This is a genomic window from Anabaenopsis tanganyikae CS-531 (assembly GCF_029891675.1).
GTDB classification, from domain to species: domain Bacteria; phylum Cyanobacteriota; class Cyanobacteriia; order Cyanobacteriales; family Nostocaceae; genus Anabaenopsis; species Anabaenopsis arnoldii.
In genome coordinates, this window is sequence record NZ_JANQDF010000136.1 from 1 (window position 1) to 15,053 (window position 15,053).

The 15,053-nt window shown below is 43.2% G+C and carries 15 protein-coding genes and 1 tRNA gene; 8 read left to right on the forward strand and 8 right to left on the reverse strand.

Going from position 1 to position 15,053, the window contains the following annotated elements:
• Positions 1-538: 538 nt before the first annotated feature.
• Positions 539-757 carry a hypothetical protein gene (locus tag NWP22_RS13270; protein WP_271731673.1) on the reverse strand — a complete coding sequence of 73 codons (219 nt, stop codon included), beginning with the start codon at positions 755-757 and terminating at the stop codon, positions 539-541.
• A gap of 27 nt (positions 758-784) precedes the next feature.
• Between NWP22_RS13270 and NWP22_RS13275 the strand changes: the two genes are divergently transcribed.
• Positions 785-1,003 (forward strand): hypothetical protein, encoded by a 219-nt coding sequence (locus NWP22_RS13275; protein WP_271731675.1) that lies wholly within the window; start codon positions 785-787, stop codon positions 1,001-1,003.
• Here NWP22_RS13275 and NWP22_RS13280 read toward each other — a convergent pair.
• Both NWP22_RS13280 and murA read right to left on the reverse strand, forming a co-directional pair.
• Positions 972-1,844 carry a M48 family metallopeptidase gene (locus tag NWP22_RS13280; protein WP_271731676.1) on the reverse strand — a complete coding sequence of 291 codons (873 nt, stop codon included), beginning with the start codon at positions 1,842-1,844 and terminating at the stop codon, positions 972-974. The genes NWP22_RS13275 and NWP22_RS13280 overlap by 32 nt on opposite strands.
• Before the next feature lie 128 nt (positions 1,845-1,972).
• Positions 1,973-3,340, reverse strand: coding sequence for a UDP-N-acetylglucosamine 1-carboxyvinyltransferase (gene murA, locus NWP22_RS13285; RefSeq protein WP_271731687.1), 1,368 nt, complete (start codon positions 3,338-3,340; stop codon positions 1,973-1,975).
• A 272-nt stretch (positions 3,341-3,612) separates the two neighbouring features.
• Between murA and NWP22_RS13290 the strand changes: the two genes are divergently transcribed.
• Positions 3,613-3,694: transfer RNA gene (locus NWP22_RS13290), tRNA-Leu, on the forward strand.
• Positions 3,695-3,756: 62 nt separating this feature from the next.
• Positions 3,757-4,539: a TrmH family RNA methyltransferase gene (locus NWP22_RS13295; RefSeq protein ID WP_271731677.1), complete on the forward strand. Its 783-nt coding sequence runs from the start codon at positions 3,757-3,759 to the stop codon at positions 4,537-4,539.
• A gap of 27 nt (positions 4,540-4,566) precedes the next feature.
• Here the strand turns inward: NWP22_RS13295 and NWP22_RS13300 are convergent, their stop codons facing one another.
• On the reverse strand, positions 4,567-4,986 hold the full coding sequence (locus NWP22_RS13300) for a hypothetical protein (RefSeq protein ID WP_271731679.1): 420 nt from the start codon (positions 4,984-4,986) through the stop codon (positions 4,567-4,569).
• Between the two features lie 105 nt (positions 4,987-5,091).
• On the reverse strand, positions 5,092-5,625 hold the full coding sequence (gene cobU / locus NWP22_RS13305; protein ID WP_280791366.1) for a bifunctional adenosylcobinamide kinase/adenosylcobinamide-phosphate guanylyltransferase: 534 nt from the start codon (positions 5,623-5,625) through the stop codon (positions 5,092-5,094).
• Between the two features lie 87 nt (positions 5,626-5,712).
• Between cobU and NWP22_RS13310 the strand changes: the two genes are divergently transcribed.
• From NWP22_RS13310 to NWP22_RS13325, 4 genes are all read left to right on the forward strand, one after another.
• The gene (locus NWP22_RS13310; protein WP_271731683.1) at positions 5,713-6,480 is read left to right on the forward strand and encodes a hypothetical protein; all 768 of its coding nucleotides are present in this window, start codon (positions 5,713-5,715) and stop codon (positions 6,478-6,480) included.
• Between the two features lie 617 nt (positions 6,481-7,097).
• Positions 7,098-8,846 carry a diflavin flavoprotein gene (locus NWP22_RS13315; protein WP_280801985.1) on the forward strand — a complete coding sequence of 583 codons (1,749 nt, stop codon included), beginning with the start codon at positions 7,098-7,100 and terminating at the stop codon, positions 8,844-8,846.
• A gap of 157 nt (positions 8,847-9,003) precedes the next feature.
• Positions 9,004-9,501, forward strand: a complete 498-nt coding sequence (locus tag NWP22_RS13320) for a phosphate-starvation-inducible PsiE family protein (protein ID WP_271731685.1) — start codon at positions 9,004-9,006, stop codon at positions 9,499-9,501.
• A gap of 19 nt (positions 9,502-9,520) precedes the next feature.
• Entirely contained in the window at positions 9,521-11,287 is a 1,767-nt protein-coding gene (locus NWP22_RS13325) for a diflavin flavoprotein (protein WP_271731686.1), read from the forward strand.
• Positions 11,288-11,581: 294 nt separating this feature from the next.
• On the opposite strand, the gene NWP22_RS13330 is transcribed toward NWP22_RS13325, so the two are convergent.
• The gene (locus tag NWP22_RS13330; RefSeq protein ID WP_271734774.1) at positions 11,582-12,184 is read right to left on the reverse strand and encodes an anti-sigma factor family protein; all 603 of its coding nucleotides are present in this window, start codon (positions 12,182-12,184) and stop codon (positions 11,582-11,584) included.
• 152 nt (positions 12,185-12,336) lie between these two features.
• Complete coding sequence (locus NWP22_RS13335; protein ID WP_271734772.1) at positions 12,337-12,990, reverse strand: sigma-70 family RNA polymerase sigma factor; 654 nt, start codon at positions 12,988-12,990, stop codon at positions 12,337-12,339.
• A 411-nt stretch (positions 12,991-13,401) separates the two neighbouring features.
• Here NWP22_RS13335 and NWP22_RS13340 point away from each other — a divergent pair, with 411 nt between their 5' ends.
• Entirely contained in the window at positions 13,402-14,121 is a 720-nt protein-coding gene (locus tag NWP22_RS13340) for a L,D-transpeptidase (protein WP_271734770.1), read from the forward strand.
• A gap of 13 nt (positions 14,122-14,134) precedes the next feature.
• Here the strand turns inward: NWP22_RS13340 and NWP22_RS13345 are convergent, their stop codons facing one another.
• Positions 14,135-15,040: a M23 family metallopeptidase gene (locus NWP22_RS13345; RefSeq protein ID WP_271734769.1), complete on the reverse strand. Its 906-nt coding sequence runs from the start codon at positions 15,038-15,040 to the stop codon at positions 14,135-14,137.
• Between the last annotated feature and the right edge of the window lie 13 nt (positions 15,041-15,053).

Genomic DNA, 15,053 nt, shown 5'->3' on the forward strand with positions numbered 1-15,053 from the left:
CCACGCGAATAGAAGTTTCTTTACGGGAACCGCCAAACTGAATAATTTTGGCTACTTCTGCTTGGTACTGGCTAATCAAAAGTCTGGACATGGGAAACTAGGGGATTACAAGGGTAGAAATTTCAATATAGGCGATCGCTGACAGTGATTTAGCAGACAGTTTATTAAAATTTATACAAGTGTAAATAACTTTAAGTTAGAATAACTGTAAGTTTGTCATCTATCTTAGGGTAGAGATATAGATCCGGGGTTGGTTTTGCTGTGGGTGAGAAGATTTTGCCTTTAAGTTTCACAACAAATAGCCATGAGGTGTTAGCCTGTTGACAAAGTGCTAACCCTTGATTCCAAGCGTGTCTGGCTACTCCTGCGTGTTATCCTAGTAGTAGTCGGTGTTGCTTGTTGACTTTAAGTTGGGTTTTGAATCTTAGTAGCATACAGTGATTTTACTGTAATTCTGTCACCAAGCGAAAAGATGAGAGGAAATTTTCAGCAACTGTGAGTTTTTGTTATTCTTAGTTAAGAAAAGAGTAACTAGCTACTAACCCTCGGTGATACCACAATCCAACCGTGAGAGTCTGGGGTATGGGCTGGGTTTTGGGGATGGGGTGTAACTAACTTCCCATTTCCCCTCCAACAAAGTCTCCGACATGGTGTTAACCACTTGTATCGGTTGTTTTAACCTTTCCCCGATGCGAGTAGCTGTCAACTCCAACACCGATGTACTCAACTTAAGTTCTGGTACACGCACCACCTCCAAGGATTAACCCGAGCAAATAAGCAAGCAATGCAACTCAAAAGATGGGAATCTCCCCGCACAGAAGGGAGAAACGATAAAGGTAGGGGCGGTTCTGCGAGAAAACGCCAACTGAAAAAGCAAAGACAAATGTTACGCCAAAAACTCAAACAAGCTGACAAAGCACCCAAAGGGGGAAGAGAAAAAATCTTCCCCTTTTTTTTGGTGTTGTCCTATCCTACCAATTGCGCCATCCTCCAGGGGATGTAACTTCACTGGTAGATTTTCCATGATTTTGCAATAAAGATTGATATTCTTGGCTGCTAGACCAACGGTCAATTTCTCTAGCTCTTAGAACTGGGACTGGATGAGTTAATTGGGATGTGCGAGTGGCTTTGACCATTTCCCCCATTTCGGTTTTACTAATGTCATCGTAAGCACGAGCTTGGGCGACAAAGGCCTCTAAATTAAGTTGTGGTGCTAGGGTAGGGGAACCACCGGCTAACTTCATTAAGACTGACATCACAACTTTGGGGTCTTGGGTGGCGAGTAATGCAGCGCGATCGCAGGTAAACTCAGCACAGCGTACCCATTCTAATAATTGTGTTTGTATGGCTTGGGCGATAAAAGTACCCACATTGGGGACAATTGCAGCTGCTAAGACCAAGAGATTCACAGGTGTTAAATAAACGCTGTGGTCACACTTAAGATGTCCTAATTCATGGGCGATCACCGCCTGTATTTCCTGTGGGGTCAACAGTTCCACCAAAGAAGTATGGAGGACAATAAAAGGCTGCTTACCCCGCATAGCAAAAGTATAAGCATTAGGAGCCGGATGTTGGCGGATATATAACTGGGGAGGGTCTATATCCAAGATTTTGCAGGCTTCTAACAATAATTGGTATAAATCAGGCAATTGTTTTTCACCCACCAACACACTGGAGGCAATATTTTCCACATAAAAAACCTGTTCGGCGACCGGTCCGAGCCAATTTCGCACCATCATATCCAGACCTGGTATCTGCTTAAGAGATGTGGTGGCTTGTAGGTCTAATGGATGACGAAAGGAGTCAGCTTTTAAGCCGATGAGCGGAGTTTTGAACAAGGACATGATATAACAACCTGAAAAAACAGAAGATCAACAGCCTCCCACAGCTAGTATAACGAGTGCTGAGTCCTGAGTGCCAGTCCCCAGTCCCCAGTACCCATTCATTACCCCTGATCCCCGAGTACCCCAGTTTAGGCTGGGGGAGTACTGCTGCTAGGAGTTAATTCCGGATCTTGTGGTACAGCAACCACGCGCAGTATTTTCGCCCCTAGTTGCTGTAATTTCAGATCAATTCGATCATAGCCGCGGTCAAGATGCTGTAATCCCTGAAACGTCGTTTCTCCTTCAGCTGCGAGTCCTGCTAAAACTAATGCTGCGGAAGCCCGTAAATCTGCGCCTATAACTGGTGCACCGGATAAAATCTGCACTCCCCGCACAAAGGCAGTATTACCCTTGACCCGAATATCTGCTCCCAAGCGATTCAACTCAGACGCATGACCCAGCCGATTTTCAAACACCGACTCATTAATCAGGCTATCACCCTCAGCCACACTTAGTAAAGCCATAAATGGCGCTTGCATATCCGTGGGAAAACCAGGATGGGGTAAAGTTTCAATATCCGTAGCTCTGAGGCTGGATGCGGGGAGGATACGTAAGCAGTCTGGTGCTTCTTGCATGATCGTTAAACCCATTTTCCGCAATTTAGCAATTACTGGAATTAGGTGGTTTGGTAACACTGGAGACATACTAATTTCTGAACCAGTAATAGCTCCCGCTACTAAGAACGTTCCCGCCTCAATGCGATCAGGAATAATACTGTAGTCGATAGAATGTAACTTGGTCACACCCACTATTTTAATCTGACTACTGCCAGCACCCTGAATCTTAGCCCCCATACCGTTACAGAAATTAGCCAAATCCACGACTTCTGGCTCTCGTGCCGCGTTTTCAATAATGGTTTCCCCATCCGCGAGGGTGGCGGCCATCATTAAAGTTTCCGTAGCTCCCACACTGGGGCTATCTAGGTAAATTTTAGCCCCTTTTAACCTACCACCACTCCCCGGAACATAGGCATGACAAATGCCATGTTCAATCCGCACTTGAGCCCCCATGGACTCGAGTCCGCGCACATGTAAATCCACTGGTCTAGCTCCAATGGCACAACCACCTGGTAATGGCATTTGTGCTACCCCCAGCCGAGCCACAATCGCCCCAATGGCAAAGAAACTGGCCCTTAATTGGGTAACTAATTCGTAAGGAGCTGTTGATGTGGTAATTTCCCTGGCGTTGATATCTAAAATGTCACCTTCTCTGGTGATGCGAACACCTAAAGCTGACAACACCTCACTCATTCTTTCTACATCCGCCAGTAATGGAACATTGCGGATGCGACAATCGCCTGAACACAGCAAAGATCCAGCCATAATCACTAGTGCCGAATTTTTAGCCCCACTGATTTTCACATGGCCTCGTAAAGGATGCCTACCCCGTATTTGCAAGACTGAGGAGTCTGCTTCCTGAGAAATCTTGGCATCTGGTAAGCTGCTAGAAGGATTAATAAGCCTACCTCCAAAAACAATACGTAATTTTATAGGTTAGAAGTTGGTTTTGATTCTACAGTAAAGAGTTAATTTCTCTACATTTTCTTAGACATCTCGTATTAATAAATTTGAATTCACAGGTTCCTTAAGGTCTATAAACATTCTGGAGTAAGCTTTGTGAGGTGGTCAGACTTGCCCCAGTCTAGGTGGAAAGAATAATTTAGGGATGGTACTTGACAAAAATAAATATTTAAGTGATAATGATGAATCGTTGATCAAAATGAATGCCAGCGGAACTGGCGGAATTGGCAGACGCGCTAGATTCAGGTTCTAGTGCCGCAAGGCTTCCGGGTTCAAGTCCCGGGTTCCGCATAAGTGTTTGATTGTGAAATTCTTTTGAGATTGGACTAATCCAAAATCAAAACTATCTAATTGTGTTAACTAGTCTCCAAAACCCTTTAGTCAAGCAAATCCGCAAGCTGCACTCTACCAAAGAGCGTCATAAGCAAGAATTATGTTTACTGGAAGGAACACACCTGTTGCAGGAGGCTTGCCAGGTGAATTACCCACTAGTAACAGTCTGTTGCACGCCAGAATGGCAAATTTCCCACCCGGTAATCTGGGAAGCAGCTTGTAACCACAGTGAAAGGGTAGAAATCGTTAGTAAAGAAATTTTAGAGGCGATCGCTACCACAGTGCAACCAGATGGTGTAATTGCCACAGCAAAACGGCGGATTAATCAAACTCAAGTGCCGTTTACTGGTTTAGTCCTCGCCCTGGAAACTATTCAAGACCCAGGTAATCTAGGGACAATAATTCGCACGGCTGCAGCCACTGGCGCTACGGGGTTATGGCTGAGTCGTGATAGTGTAGACGTAGACAGCCCCAAAGTTTTACGTGCCTCTGCAGGACAGTGGTTTCGCGTCAACACAGCAGTAACCGAAGATTTGCAAGGGACAGTCAAACAAAGTCAGCAAGCCGGAATGCAGGTAGTAGCAACTCTACCCACAGCAAATTTAACCTACTGGGATGTAGACTGGCGAAAACCGAGTTTAATTTTACTGGGGAATGAAGGGGCCGGGTTGTCGCCAGATTTAGCCGCCATGGCAGACCAGCAAGTGAAAATACCCCTGAGTCCAGGAGTAGAGTCTTTGAATGTGGCGATCGCAGCTGCTTTAATGTTATACGAGGTGCAACGGCAAATAACCTACCAATAACCTACCAATAATTTAGATGCGTCACTTTCAGCTGTAATTACTCTCAATCCGATTACGAATTGACATTAAATGTGATTGGGTATTAACGGGGGTACGGGGCGCTGGTAATTCACTGTTAGGCCAAGTAGGTAAATCATTGCAAGGACATAACAAAGCCGGCATTCCTAAGTTACGCTTGGGTATTGGCATCTGACAACGGCCACAAGGTAAAAGTTCCCAAGCTGGTGTTAGGAGTTCGCTAATGGTTTCATAAGTGCCATCAAGGTAACATTCGCCAGTTGTCTGAGAGATAATTTTTTGCCAACATTCTTCAAATTCATCACTGTAGCCATCATCCTTCAGCACAGGTACGGGCAAAAAACTTGCCTGACCATTGCCCGTTAACACCTTCTTACCCAACTGAAACCAGTAGGCAAGATACTCTCTTACTTCTTTTTGAGTTGCCATAGGATGATCTTAAATTTTTACAGGGGATTTTTGAAGGGGGAATGTTTAATTTCAAATTAAGATTTTAGTAGTGGTACAGTAACTGACAGGGCGCTGAGGAGATGGTCATAATGGTGTACCCAAAAGGCTGAGATTGAGAACATGACCACCCGTAACTAAATAAACAGGTTCACAAACAGCACCTAACTGGCGGACAAGACAACCCAAGCGATCGCGAAACTGGCGACCAAGGGGGTAAGCTGGAACCACACCCCAACCGGTTTCCTCCGCCACAAATATAATATTTGCAGCTACCAGTGGCAGTGTTGCCAATAACTCTGTTAGAGTGTTTCTCCAAGTATCTTCATCTTGTTCGAGAAGATTAGCGACCCAAGTACCCAAAGAATCAATCAAAAGGCAGGTATTTGGCTGGGCATCTGCTAGAGTAGTCGATAATTCTACAGGTACCAAAAGCGTTACCCAATGTGAGGGACGACGTTTTTGGTGTTCTTGAAGACGCTGTTGCCATTCTGTATCCTCTGGGTTTTCAGTGGCTGTAGCGACGTAAACCACCGGTTTACCAGACTTTATAGCCAGAGTTTCCGCCCATTCACTTTTACCAGACCTTGCTGGTCCTGTAACTAAGATGACTTTGCCCAAAACTGTATCCTAATATAACGGTTATCCCAACGACTGCATTCTGAACTCTTCCAAACTAGTGGAAACATGACATTTCAGGATATTTTTATGAAAACAGGTTTAAAACGTATTGAAGCCACTTTACATGATTTAGGCAATCGTAGTACTACAACCACCCCAGCGGGTGATTCGTTAAAGTCCTCTTTCTCCTTTAGGATTAGCACCGGGGGGGCGGAATCTACCTCACGTAAAAAAGACACCGAGGAACTAGGCGCAGTATCCCCTAGTGAGCATTCAGGCGTTGAGAATTTAGTTGGACAACATCACTGTGTGCAGACCTTTCCCGCCCATCAGATGGGTGGCAAAACCCCCAACTTACCCAAATTTAAACATCCTAGCTTTAGTAGTCATCGCCACGGCGCTAATCCGGCATTAGCCACGAATATACTGCAAGACATAGGGCAACATATCACTGGTTGGCAAACAGAACTACAAACAATAATAGAACAGATTCAAAAGATTTACTTAGAAGGACCGATTATTAATGGCTGGTTAGAATCCCATGTCAAAGAACCAGAACCGGGAGGAACTGCGACACTCCGCCATGGGGAAGTTGACCGCCTGATGGAATATGTAGAGGAGATTTGTAGAAATTCTGATCAATCCCCCCGCACTGGTTATAATCTTTGTGGTTTGGATGCTGCTGGTAAAGTTTGGTCACGTCCTTGTCCAGCAGATGAATTACCCATAGTGAGCGTGGCGATCGCCCGTTACCAAAAATTACGTCAACTTTTAGGGCGCAAACAATATCTAGAAACCCGCCTCAGTCAATTGGCGCAAAGTTTGATAGTTTTACACAGTAGTTTGCAAGATTGACAATCCCACGCCCAGAAGCACTTGCACTCAGCTTGTACTGAGCGCAGCCGAAGTGCGTGGGATTGTTGCTGCATCCAACCGACTGTTTTTGCTGGATTTGGCACTCCCCACGTCTAAAGCCGGGGGATTCTTGAAGAGTCCACAAACTGACCTTCAATGGTGCTGGCAAAAACACCCTACACGCTCAAAACAACTACCAGGACAAAAGGTATTGCAATTGCGCTTACTTTTTTTTTGCTTTGGTGAGTCCATCGCAATGCCAGTTAGGTACGCTCAACATCCTGCCATTATTTGCCCTTTAACTATTCCAAATCAAGTTGGATATGTCCGTTGCCGGGATTTCTCCGCACTAGGATGTTTCTTTACGTAGATGGTTGTTCTTACTCCCTTTCACTATTATACCACTGTGGCTAAAGCCAGTCAATCGTTCTAATGCGACTAAAGTCGCTATCGACTTATCCCCATGTCTAAAAGCCATTGGCTCAGGTCTCGTTTTATGGTCAACAACAGATAAATATTACTAATCAATAGCTTGAGAAATTGAAATTTTACTAATAGTGGTTTTTAGTTCAAAATAAAAGAGTAGTGAATTTCCCATATTTTTGAGGTGAAAATCAATGGTCATACTTACAGAAGATACTCAAGCTATTAATGTAGGACGTTTGACCGTTCAAACGGTAGAAATTGCCTCTAAAACAACTGCTATTCGTTGTCTTGATTGGGATAGGGAACGTTTTGATATCGAATTTGGTTTACGAAATGGAACAACATATAACTCTTTCTTAATTCAAGGTGAAAAAATTGCTTTAGTTGACACCTCACATCGCAAATTTGAGCAACTATATCTTGAGATAGTTGCAGGTTTAATTGATTTAAATAAAATAGACTATTTAGTTATTAACCACACCGAACCAGACCATAGTGGTTTAGTTAAGGATATTTTGCAGTTAGCTCCTGAGATTACTGTTGTTGGGTCTAAGGTAGCAATTCAGTTTCTCGAAAATATGGTTCACCAGCCATTTAAATCATTGCTGGTCAAAAGCGGACAGCGTTTAGATTTAGGTAATGGTTACCAATTAGAGTTTATATCCGCCCCTAACTTACACTGGCCTGATACAATTTTGACCTACGAGCACAAAACAGGGATTCTCTATACCTGCGATGTGTTTGGGATGCATTATTGTGATGACCATACCTATGATGAATATTTCTCTACTATTGCAGGAGATTTTAAATATTACTATGACTGTCTGATGGGACCAAATTCGCGGTCTGTTTTAGCAGCATTAAAACGGATTGAAAATTTAGAAATAAATACCGTAGCTACAGGTCACGGACCTTTGTTAAGGCATCATATTTCTGACTGGTTAGAGAATTATAAAACTTGGAGTTTAGCCAAAGCTAAAACAGAGATATTGGTGGCTTTATTTTATGCAGAAGATTACGGTTATGGTGAACATTTAGTGCATACTTTGGGACATGGATGTACTAAAACAGGTGTAGCTGTAGAACTAATAGACATTAATACTGCTGAATTACAAGAAGTTAGAGAATTGGTATCTCAAGCTGCGGGAATAGTGATTGCTATGCCATCCCAATATTCAGTGACGGCTCAATCTGCTTTAAATACTATTTTGGCGGCTGTACATCAGAAGCAGGCTATAGGTTTATTAGAATCTGGTGGCGGAGAAGATGAGCCTGTTTATCCCTTACGCAATAAGTTTCAAGAATTAGGATTAGTTGAAGCATTCCCTCCGATTTTAATTAAAGAGATTCCAGGACAAAAAACAGAAAAATTGTGTGAAGAAGCAGGTACAGATATGGGTCAATGGTTGACCCGTGACCGACAAAGCCGGGGTAGCGATCGCACTAGTAAAAAAATCCAATCCATTAACAGCAACTTAGAACAAGCCCTAGGCAGAATTAGCTCAGGATTATATATTGTTACTACCCAAAAAGGGGAGGTTAAAAGTGCAATGTTGGCTTCTTGGGTGACACAAGCAAGTTTAACGCCTTTAGGAGTTGCCATTGCTGTGTCCAAGGAACGAGCTATTGCATCTTTAATGCAACTGGGCGATCGCTTTGTTTTAAATGTCTTGGGAGAAGATAACCATCAAGGATTAATCAAACATTTCCTGAAACGGTTTGCTCCGGGTGCTAATCGCTTTGAAGGAGTCAAAACTTATCCAGCAAGTAATGGTTCTCCCATCTTGGCTGATGCTTTAGCCTATATGGAATGTGAAATCACTAGCCGGATGGATTGTGGTGACCATTGGGTTATTTACAGCACTGTTAAAACTGGCAGAGTAGCCAATGTTAACGCTTTAACTGCTGTTCATCACCGCAAAATCGGCAATCATTACTAAATCAGTAACTCAGAATTTTCAATTACAGCCCAATCCCCAATTTTCATTGATCTAGAAATCCGGTTTGGTTTCTGAATTGATTTGTCTAAGTAGGGAACAGGTAAGAAGAATTGCCGTGTATACTGAGTCTGGTTGAAAAATCACATAGGAGTCCTATATGTACAAACCTGTTCTGGAAGATAGTGAAATTTCTGTTTACGAAATCAATCGGTGTCGCATCGTCCGCACATTGGAATTTATCCAAGATGTGATTGTAGTTTCCTTGTGTATGGGTTTATTTAGCTTCATGGTAATCCAAGTGTGGGATATGTTTCTCTCCCTGCTTCCTCCTTTAGATTTCCATGTTGTGACCGCCGATATTTTGTTTTTACTGATTTTAGTGGAATTATTCCGACTACTGATTATTTACCTGCAAGAACAACGCATATCTATTGGAGTAGCTGTAGAAGTTGCTATCGTCTCCGCTTTAAGAGAAGTGATTGTTAAAGGTGTACTAGAAACCGATTGGAGCCAAGTTTTAGCGACTTGTGCCTTTTTGCTAGTCCTGGGAGTACTGTTAGTTTTGCGAGTTTGGATACCCCCTACTTTTGAAGGTATAGACCCAGAAAAACAATATAGCAATCGCTATCAACAAAAGTTAGTGATTAAGAACTGAAAGAACACAGGAGAGCATTATGACTATTGCGACATTCAGTCGTCCCAGAGACGTACAAGTGGCAAATATTGGGGAAAATACATTCATTTTGCGATCGCGTACTTGGGAACGCCTAAAATTTGAAGTTGAGTACTCCCGTCAAAAAGGGACTACAGCCAATTCTTATCTAATTCAGGCTGACAAAAAAGCTTTAATTGACCCTCCTGGTGAATCTTTTACAGCTATTTACCTAAAGGAACTAGAACAATATCTGGATTTCACTACCCTTGATTACATTATTCTCGGTCACGTGAATCCTAACCGCCAAGTTACCCTCAAAGAGTTACTTTCCCTTGCACCGCAAGCTAAGTTAATTTGCTCTCGTCCTGCTGCAAATGCTTTGAAAAGTGCTTTTCCTGAGTGGGAATCACGCATTCAAGCTGTGCGTTTTGAAGATACTTTAGATTTAGGACAAAAACATCACCTGTCATTTATTACAGTTCCTACTCCTCGTTGGCCTGATGGTCTTTGTACCTATGACCCTGGAACTAAGATTTTATACACAGACAAATTTTTTGGCGCTCATATTTGCGAAGATACCTTATTTGATGAAGATTGGAAAAAATTAGACGCAGAACGTCATTATTTCTTTGACTGTCTTCATGCACCCCAAGGGAAACAAGTTGAAGCAGTTTTAGATAAATTGGCTGTTTTGCCAGCTAGATGTTATGCTCCTGGTCATGGACCGGTGGTGCGTTACAGTCTGAGTCGTTTTACTTATGATTACCGTCAATGGTGTCAAGCACAGAAATCTCAAGATTTAAGGGTTGCTTTGCTTTATACTTCTGCTTATGGTAGTACGGCAATTTTAGCTCATGCCATTACTCAAGGTTTGATTGCAAATCATGTCAATGTTGAGTCTATCAATTGTGAATTGGCAGACCCCACAGAAATTACCCGTATAATTGAAGCCAGCGATGGTTTTATTATCGGCTCTCCGACTTTAGGGGGTCATCCACCCACCCAAATTCAAACTGCTTTAGGGATAGTTCTTTCAACAGCGGCGAAAACCAAGTTAGCAGGGGTGTTTGGCTCCTACGGTTGGAGTGGCGAAGCTATAGATTTAATTGAAAGCAAACTGAAAGACGCTAACTACAGTTTAGGCTTTGAAACTATTCGGGTGCGCTTTAGTCCCACACCAGAAACTGTTCAACACTGTCAGTCAGCAGGTGCGACTTTTGCCCAAAACTTAAAGAAAACAAAGAAACTGCGGACTCTCCGCCAAGTCGTGACGGAAGCGAAAATAGATCGTACTGAACAAGCTGTAGGAAGGATTATTGGTTCTTTATGCGTGGTGACAACTCGTGATGTAGAAAGCCATAAAGGTATTTTAACCTCATGGGTATCTCAGGCAACGTTTAACCCACCAGGAATTATAATTGCCATTGGTCAAGACCAAAATGCAGATTTAATGCGTCAACCCGGCGACAAATTTGTGCTGAATATTCTCGAAGAAAATCGAAATTTACGGCGTTATTTCTGCCGTCAAAGCACAATAGGGGAAAATCCCTTTAACAATCTTGAGACAAAGGTGGCTAATAATGGTTGTTTGATTTTAACTCAAGCATTAGCTTATCTGGAATGTACTGTGACCAACTTACTCGAATGTGGCGACAGATACTTAATTTATGCTGTTGTGGAGGAAGGTGAATTGTTAGAACATAATGGTATGACTGCCGTTGAACATCGCAAATCAGGTAGTCATTATAACAAAAATGCCGAAAAACCTGGAGTAATAGGGGCATAGCGCCCTATTTCGTACTTTAGAGGATGTCTGAAAGGATGTTTGATTTGGTTTAAGGTTGCTGTACAGAGTTTGTGAAATTATAGACAAATCTACAAAGTCACTTTACCAGGGGTAAACCTGATTGGAGTTACTCCTAACCCCTCTATCCCGTCTGCAAAAGCGTTCAGGACTGCTTTTCTTAATATGTTGTACGCCCCATTTAAAATTGTGGTGAATCAAGAGGATTGTATTTTCAATTTTGGCTCTCATTTAGCCATTATAGTTGATAACGCAGTTGGATGAATTAATGTGTGGTTATTTTTGCCCCAGAGGAGGCTCGAAATTCAGAGAGTTTTCTGGGGAAGCCATTACAGCTTTGGGAATTTCGATGACTGGGTTATTTAACGCCACCATCAGGGGGGAAATAGCCACCAGAGACTCCATAGTGTCTTGTGTAGACCCTGCTGGTAGTTTTTGCACCAGTTGTGGTGTGTTCAGTTTACCACCGGGTAGCAAGGTTGATACAGCAGAGAGTATACAAGCCGCCACAGCAGTTCCTCCCATCCCCAGAATTAGACGCAAACGCCGGTGCTGCACACGCTTTAACACTTGGTGGGCTGTGACTTCTGATGATTGCTGAACTGCTGGTACTGGTATACTCCGCAGACCTTGCCGGAGATTTAGTAACCGGGTATACAGGCATTGGACAGAGGCATCGTTTTCCAGCCATTCTTCCACTTGCCTACTTTCGGCAGCTGTTACCTCTCCATCGAGGTAAGCACTTAATAACTCGAAGCGATCGCGCTCCACCATATCCATAGCACCCGTTGATTCGTTAGTACGGTGACCTGTACCATCTGACACATCTTGAAGATGGATCCACAGGTCACGGTTATCAAATGAAGAATTACTTTCCATTGTAGCATTATGACCCATTCATATGCGGGCAAAAGCATAAAAAATCTGAATTAATTCATCAAATTAGGCCTTATGGGAGGGGGAATGTTGAAACTTTGCCATTAGCCGAGAAACACATTTATTGACAAGTCCCTAAGAGGATGTTTTGTAAATTAAGCATCTAGATAATTTTGCAACTGAGTTTGTAATCTGGATCTAGCTCTAGCGATTCTGGATTTAACAGTGCCCAAAGAAACACCGGTGATTTCGGCAATTTCTTCATAGGTCATCCCTTCGATTTCTCTGAGAATAATAGTCGTCCGAAATACCTCTGGTAAATCCGCGATCGCCTCTCGCAGTTGCTCGTAAAACTCCCTAGTTGTCAGGACTTCCTCAGGTCCTGGGGTATCACCTGGAATTTCCCAATCCATCTGGCCATCGTCCAGTATACGGGGAGCATCCAATGACAACGGAGTAGTTACCCGCTTCCGTTTACGCAACTCGTCATAAAACAAGTTCGTAGCAATCCGACTTAACCAGCCCCGAAACTTCACGGGGTCTTGTAATCGGCTAATATTTCGATAGACTCGAATCCACACTTCTTGAGCCAAATCAGCCCTGTCAGTCCAATCTGGAGCCAGGTGGTATAAAGTTCGCTCAACTTGACTTTGATAGCGCTTCAATAGCTCTGCAAATGCAGCCCGATCTGGACGCAGTCCAGTTTGACAGCGTAAAATTAGATCGTGATTAGAGAGTTTGTCAAGCACCGATGCTTCCGGGTATCTGGCATCCACAGTTGACCAGGATACACTAATCGATTGGCTCATAGATCGTACTGAACTTTAAATCATCCCTACCTATTAGACAAGCTAATGGGCGCAATGTTCCGGGAAACAGTGACGGATCTCTAACTGGTACATGGTAGTATCTCAAATTAGGACATCAACAGATCAAGTCAAGGTCTGTTTTTAGCCAAAATTTTGAGGCTTTGTGTAAATATATTGAAAAATATATTGAAGCTCAGTTCTGTTAATATGGTCAAATGTACGAAAAACCTGACTTTTTAGCACAATTTTTGGGATGTTTACTGAACGAGCATGGGAAATGCTATCAAAACCTTGACAAACATAATAAGTATGTCAAAACAGAACAGATAAGTGCTGATAAATTATTGATAATTTGAGACATACTCAAAAACCATTTATTCCCCTGAAGATGTTCAAGATAAACAATAAGCGATGGCAATGGTAAGAAATGAATCTGTGGCGCGTATAGTTATGTTTATGTGTTTTGGCACTGCCATTTTATCACTGGCTGTCCATTGGCGGCTAACAAAAATTCACAGCCCCATGGAACCTGCCTATGGAAGTATTATGAATGACACTATACTGAGGGAATTGGCGCTGGGGAATAAATCCACTCAGCAACCGGTGGTCGAGAATAGCGGGGTGAGTGAGATATCAGATACACTCAGCAATACCACCCAAAATAATGAGTCATTCCTGAAAAGACCATCAGTGCTTCCTGGAGAAAGCCCCAATTCTCAGGGGTTATCTACACTCAAATCATCTGATATAGAAGTAGTGGTGAAATTAAGCGATCGCCGTACCTATGTTTACCATACAGGTGAAGTCATAGCCAGTTACCCCATTGCCATAGGTAAAGAGGGTTGGGAGACCCCTACAGGTTCCTTCCGGGTGAGGGATATGCAAAAATATCCGATTTGGCAGCACCCCATCACTGATAAAATATTTCCATCAGGTCCCGATAGTCCTTTGGGAGACCGATGGATTGGTTTTTGGTCAGATGGACGCAATGAAATTGGTTTTCATGGCACCCCAGATATACACTTATTGGGACTTGCGATCTCTCATGGCTGCTTAAGAATGCGTAATGAGGATGTTCGTTCATTATATAATAAACTAACAGTCGGCACCCTTGTTTCCGTGGTGCCTTGACTTTTTACCTATCTTAATTAATAGCACCAAATCGCCAAGGGACAGGATCAACAGATTTGCCGTTGACATATAAACCCCAGTGCAAATGTGGACCGGTGGAAGCGCCGGTAGACCCCACTGTCCCAACTACTTGACCAGCGGTCACAAAATCACCCTCTTTAACCTTAATACTATTGAGGTGTAGTAAAATACTAGTTACTCCCTGTCCATGGTCAATACCAACGGTGTTGCCATGAACTCGGAACCCTGCCGATACCGTACCTACCAAAGCAACTGTTCCATCCGCCGGCGCCACTACTGGCGAACCCGTAGGACTAGCGTAGTCTATCCCACGATGGTAGTAATCTGCGGCAAATTCACCATTATAGTAACGCCGGACACCATAAATGGTAGTAATCCTACCGGCATTGGGTTTCACCAGGGGGCCATTCCAATGCTTTTGATGGGTTTGTAGTGCTTTGAAAGCTGCTACCCGCTCTAGTTCATGTTCTGTGGCCTTGACCCCGGCCCTTCCCGGTGGTAAATTAATCCGTTGTGTAGGGAAGGTGCGATGACGCAAATTTACTGCCAAGTTTCGCTCTTGACCATCCCCGGTAACCTTGAGTGTTATCCTGCCGGCTTGATCTAGCGGAGTTGTAGGAATTAAAGCCCGATATTTATCAGAGTCGATGGGAAAAGCTGGATAAGAATTATTACCTAATAACACAGTGGGATTACTAACAATCTCTGGATTAGTGACGTTAATTACCACAGATAAAGTATCACCCAGCTGAGGATTGCTGGGAGTTACCTGTTGTACTTGCAAAGCAAGTAGAGGTAAAGCCAAGATGACAACTAAAGCAGATGTAAAGATGCCAATCAAGATGATGTGGCGGTTGGGTTTCCACCTTTTAAGACTCAAATAGGACAACCGATACATATTCGCTCACACT

What these genes read in the sequence shown, in the direction of transcription:
- NWP22_RS13275 (WP_271731675.1), top strand. Translation starts at nt 785, where the DNA reads ATGCAACTCAAAAGATGGGAATCTCCCCGCACAGAAGGGAGAAACGAT.
- NWP22_RS13280 (WP_271731676.1), bottom strand. Translation starts at nt 1,844, where the DNA reads ATGTCCTTGTTCAAAACTCCGCTCATCGGCTTAAAAGCTGACTCCTTT.
- NWP22_RS13300 (WP_271731679.1), bottom strand. Translation starts at nt 4,986, where the DNA reads ATGGCAACTCAAAAAGAAGTAAGAGAGTATCTTGCCTACTGGTTTCAG.
- NWP22_RS13310 (WP_271731683.1), top strand. Translation starts at nt 5,713, where the DNA reads ATGAAAACAGGTTTAAAACGTATTGAAGCCACTTTACATGATTTAGGC.
- NWP22_RS13315 (WP_280801985.1), top strand. Translation starts at nt 7,098, where the DNA reads ATGGTCATACTTACAGAAGATACTCAAGCTATTAATGTAGGACGTTTG.
- NWP22_RS13320 (WP_271731685.1), top strand. Translation starts at nt 9,004, where the DNA reads ATGTACAAACCTGTTCTGGAAGATAGTGAAATTTCTGTTTACGAAATC.
- NWP22_RS13325 (WP_271731686.1), top strand. Translation starts at nt 9,521, where the DNA reads ATGACTATTGCGACATTCAGTCGTCCCAGAGACGTACAAGTGGCAAAT.
- NWP22_RS13330 (WP_271734774.1), bottom strand. Translation starts at nt 12,184, where the DNA reads ATGGAAAGTAATTCTTCATTTGATAACCGTGACCTGTGGATCCATCTT.
- NWP22_RS13335 (WP_271734772.1), bottom strand. Translation starts at nt 12,990, where the DNA reads ATGAGCCAATCGATTAGTGTATCCTGGTCAACTGTGGATGCCAGATAC.
- NWP22_RS13340 (WP_271734770.1), top strand. Translation starts at nt 13,402, where the DNA reads ATGGCAATGGTAAGAAATGAATCTGTGGCGCGTATAGTTATGTTTATG.
- NWP22_RS13345 (WP_271734769.1), bottom strand. Translation starts at nt 15,040, where the DNA reads ATGTATCGGTTGTCCTATTTGAGTCTTAAAAGGTGGAAACCCAACCGC.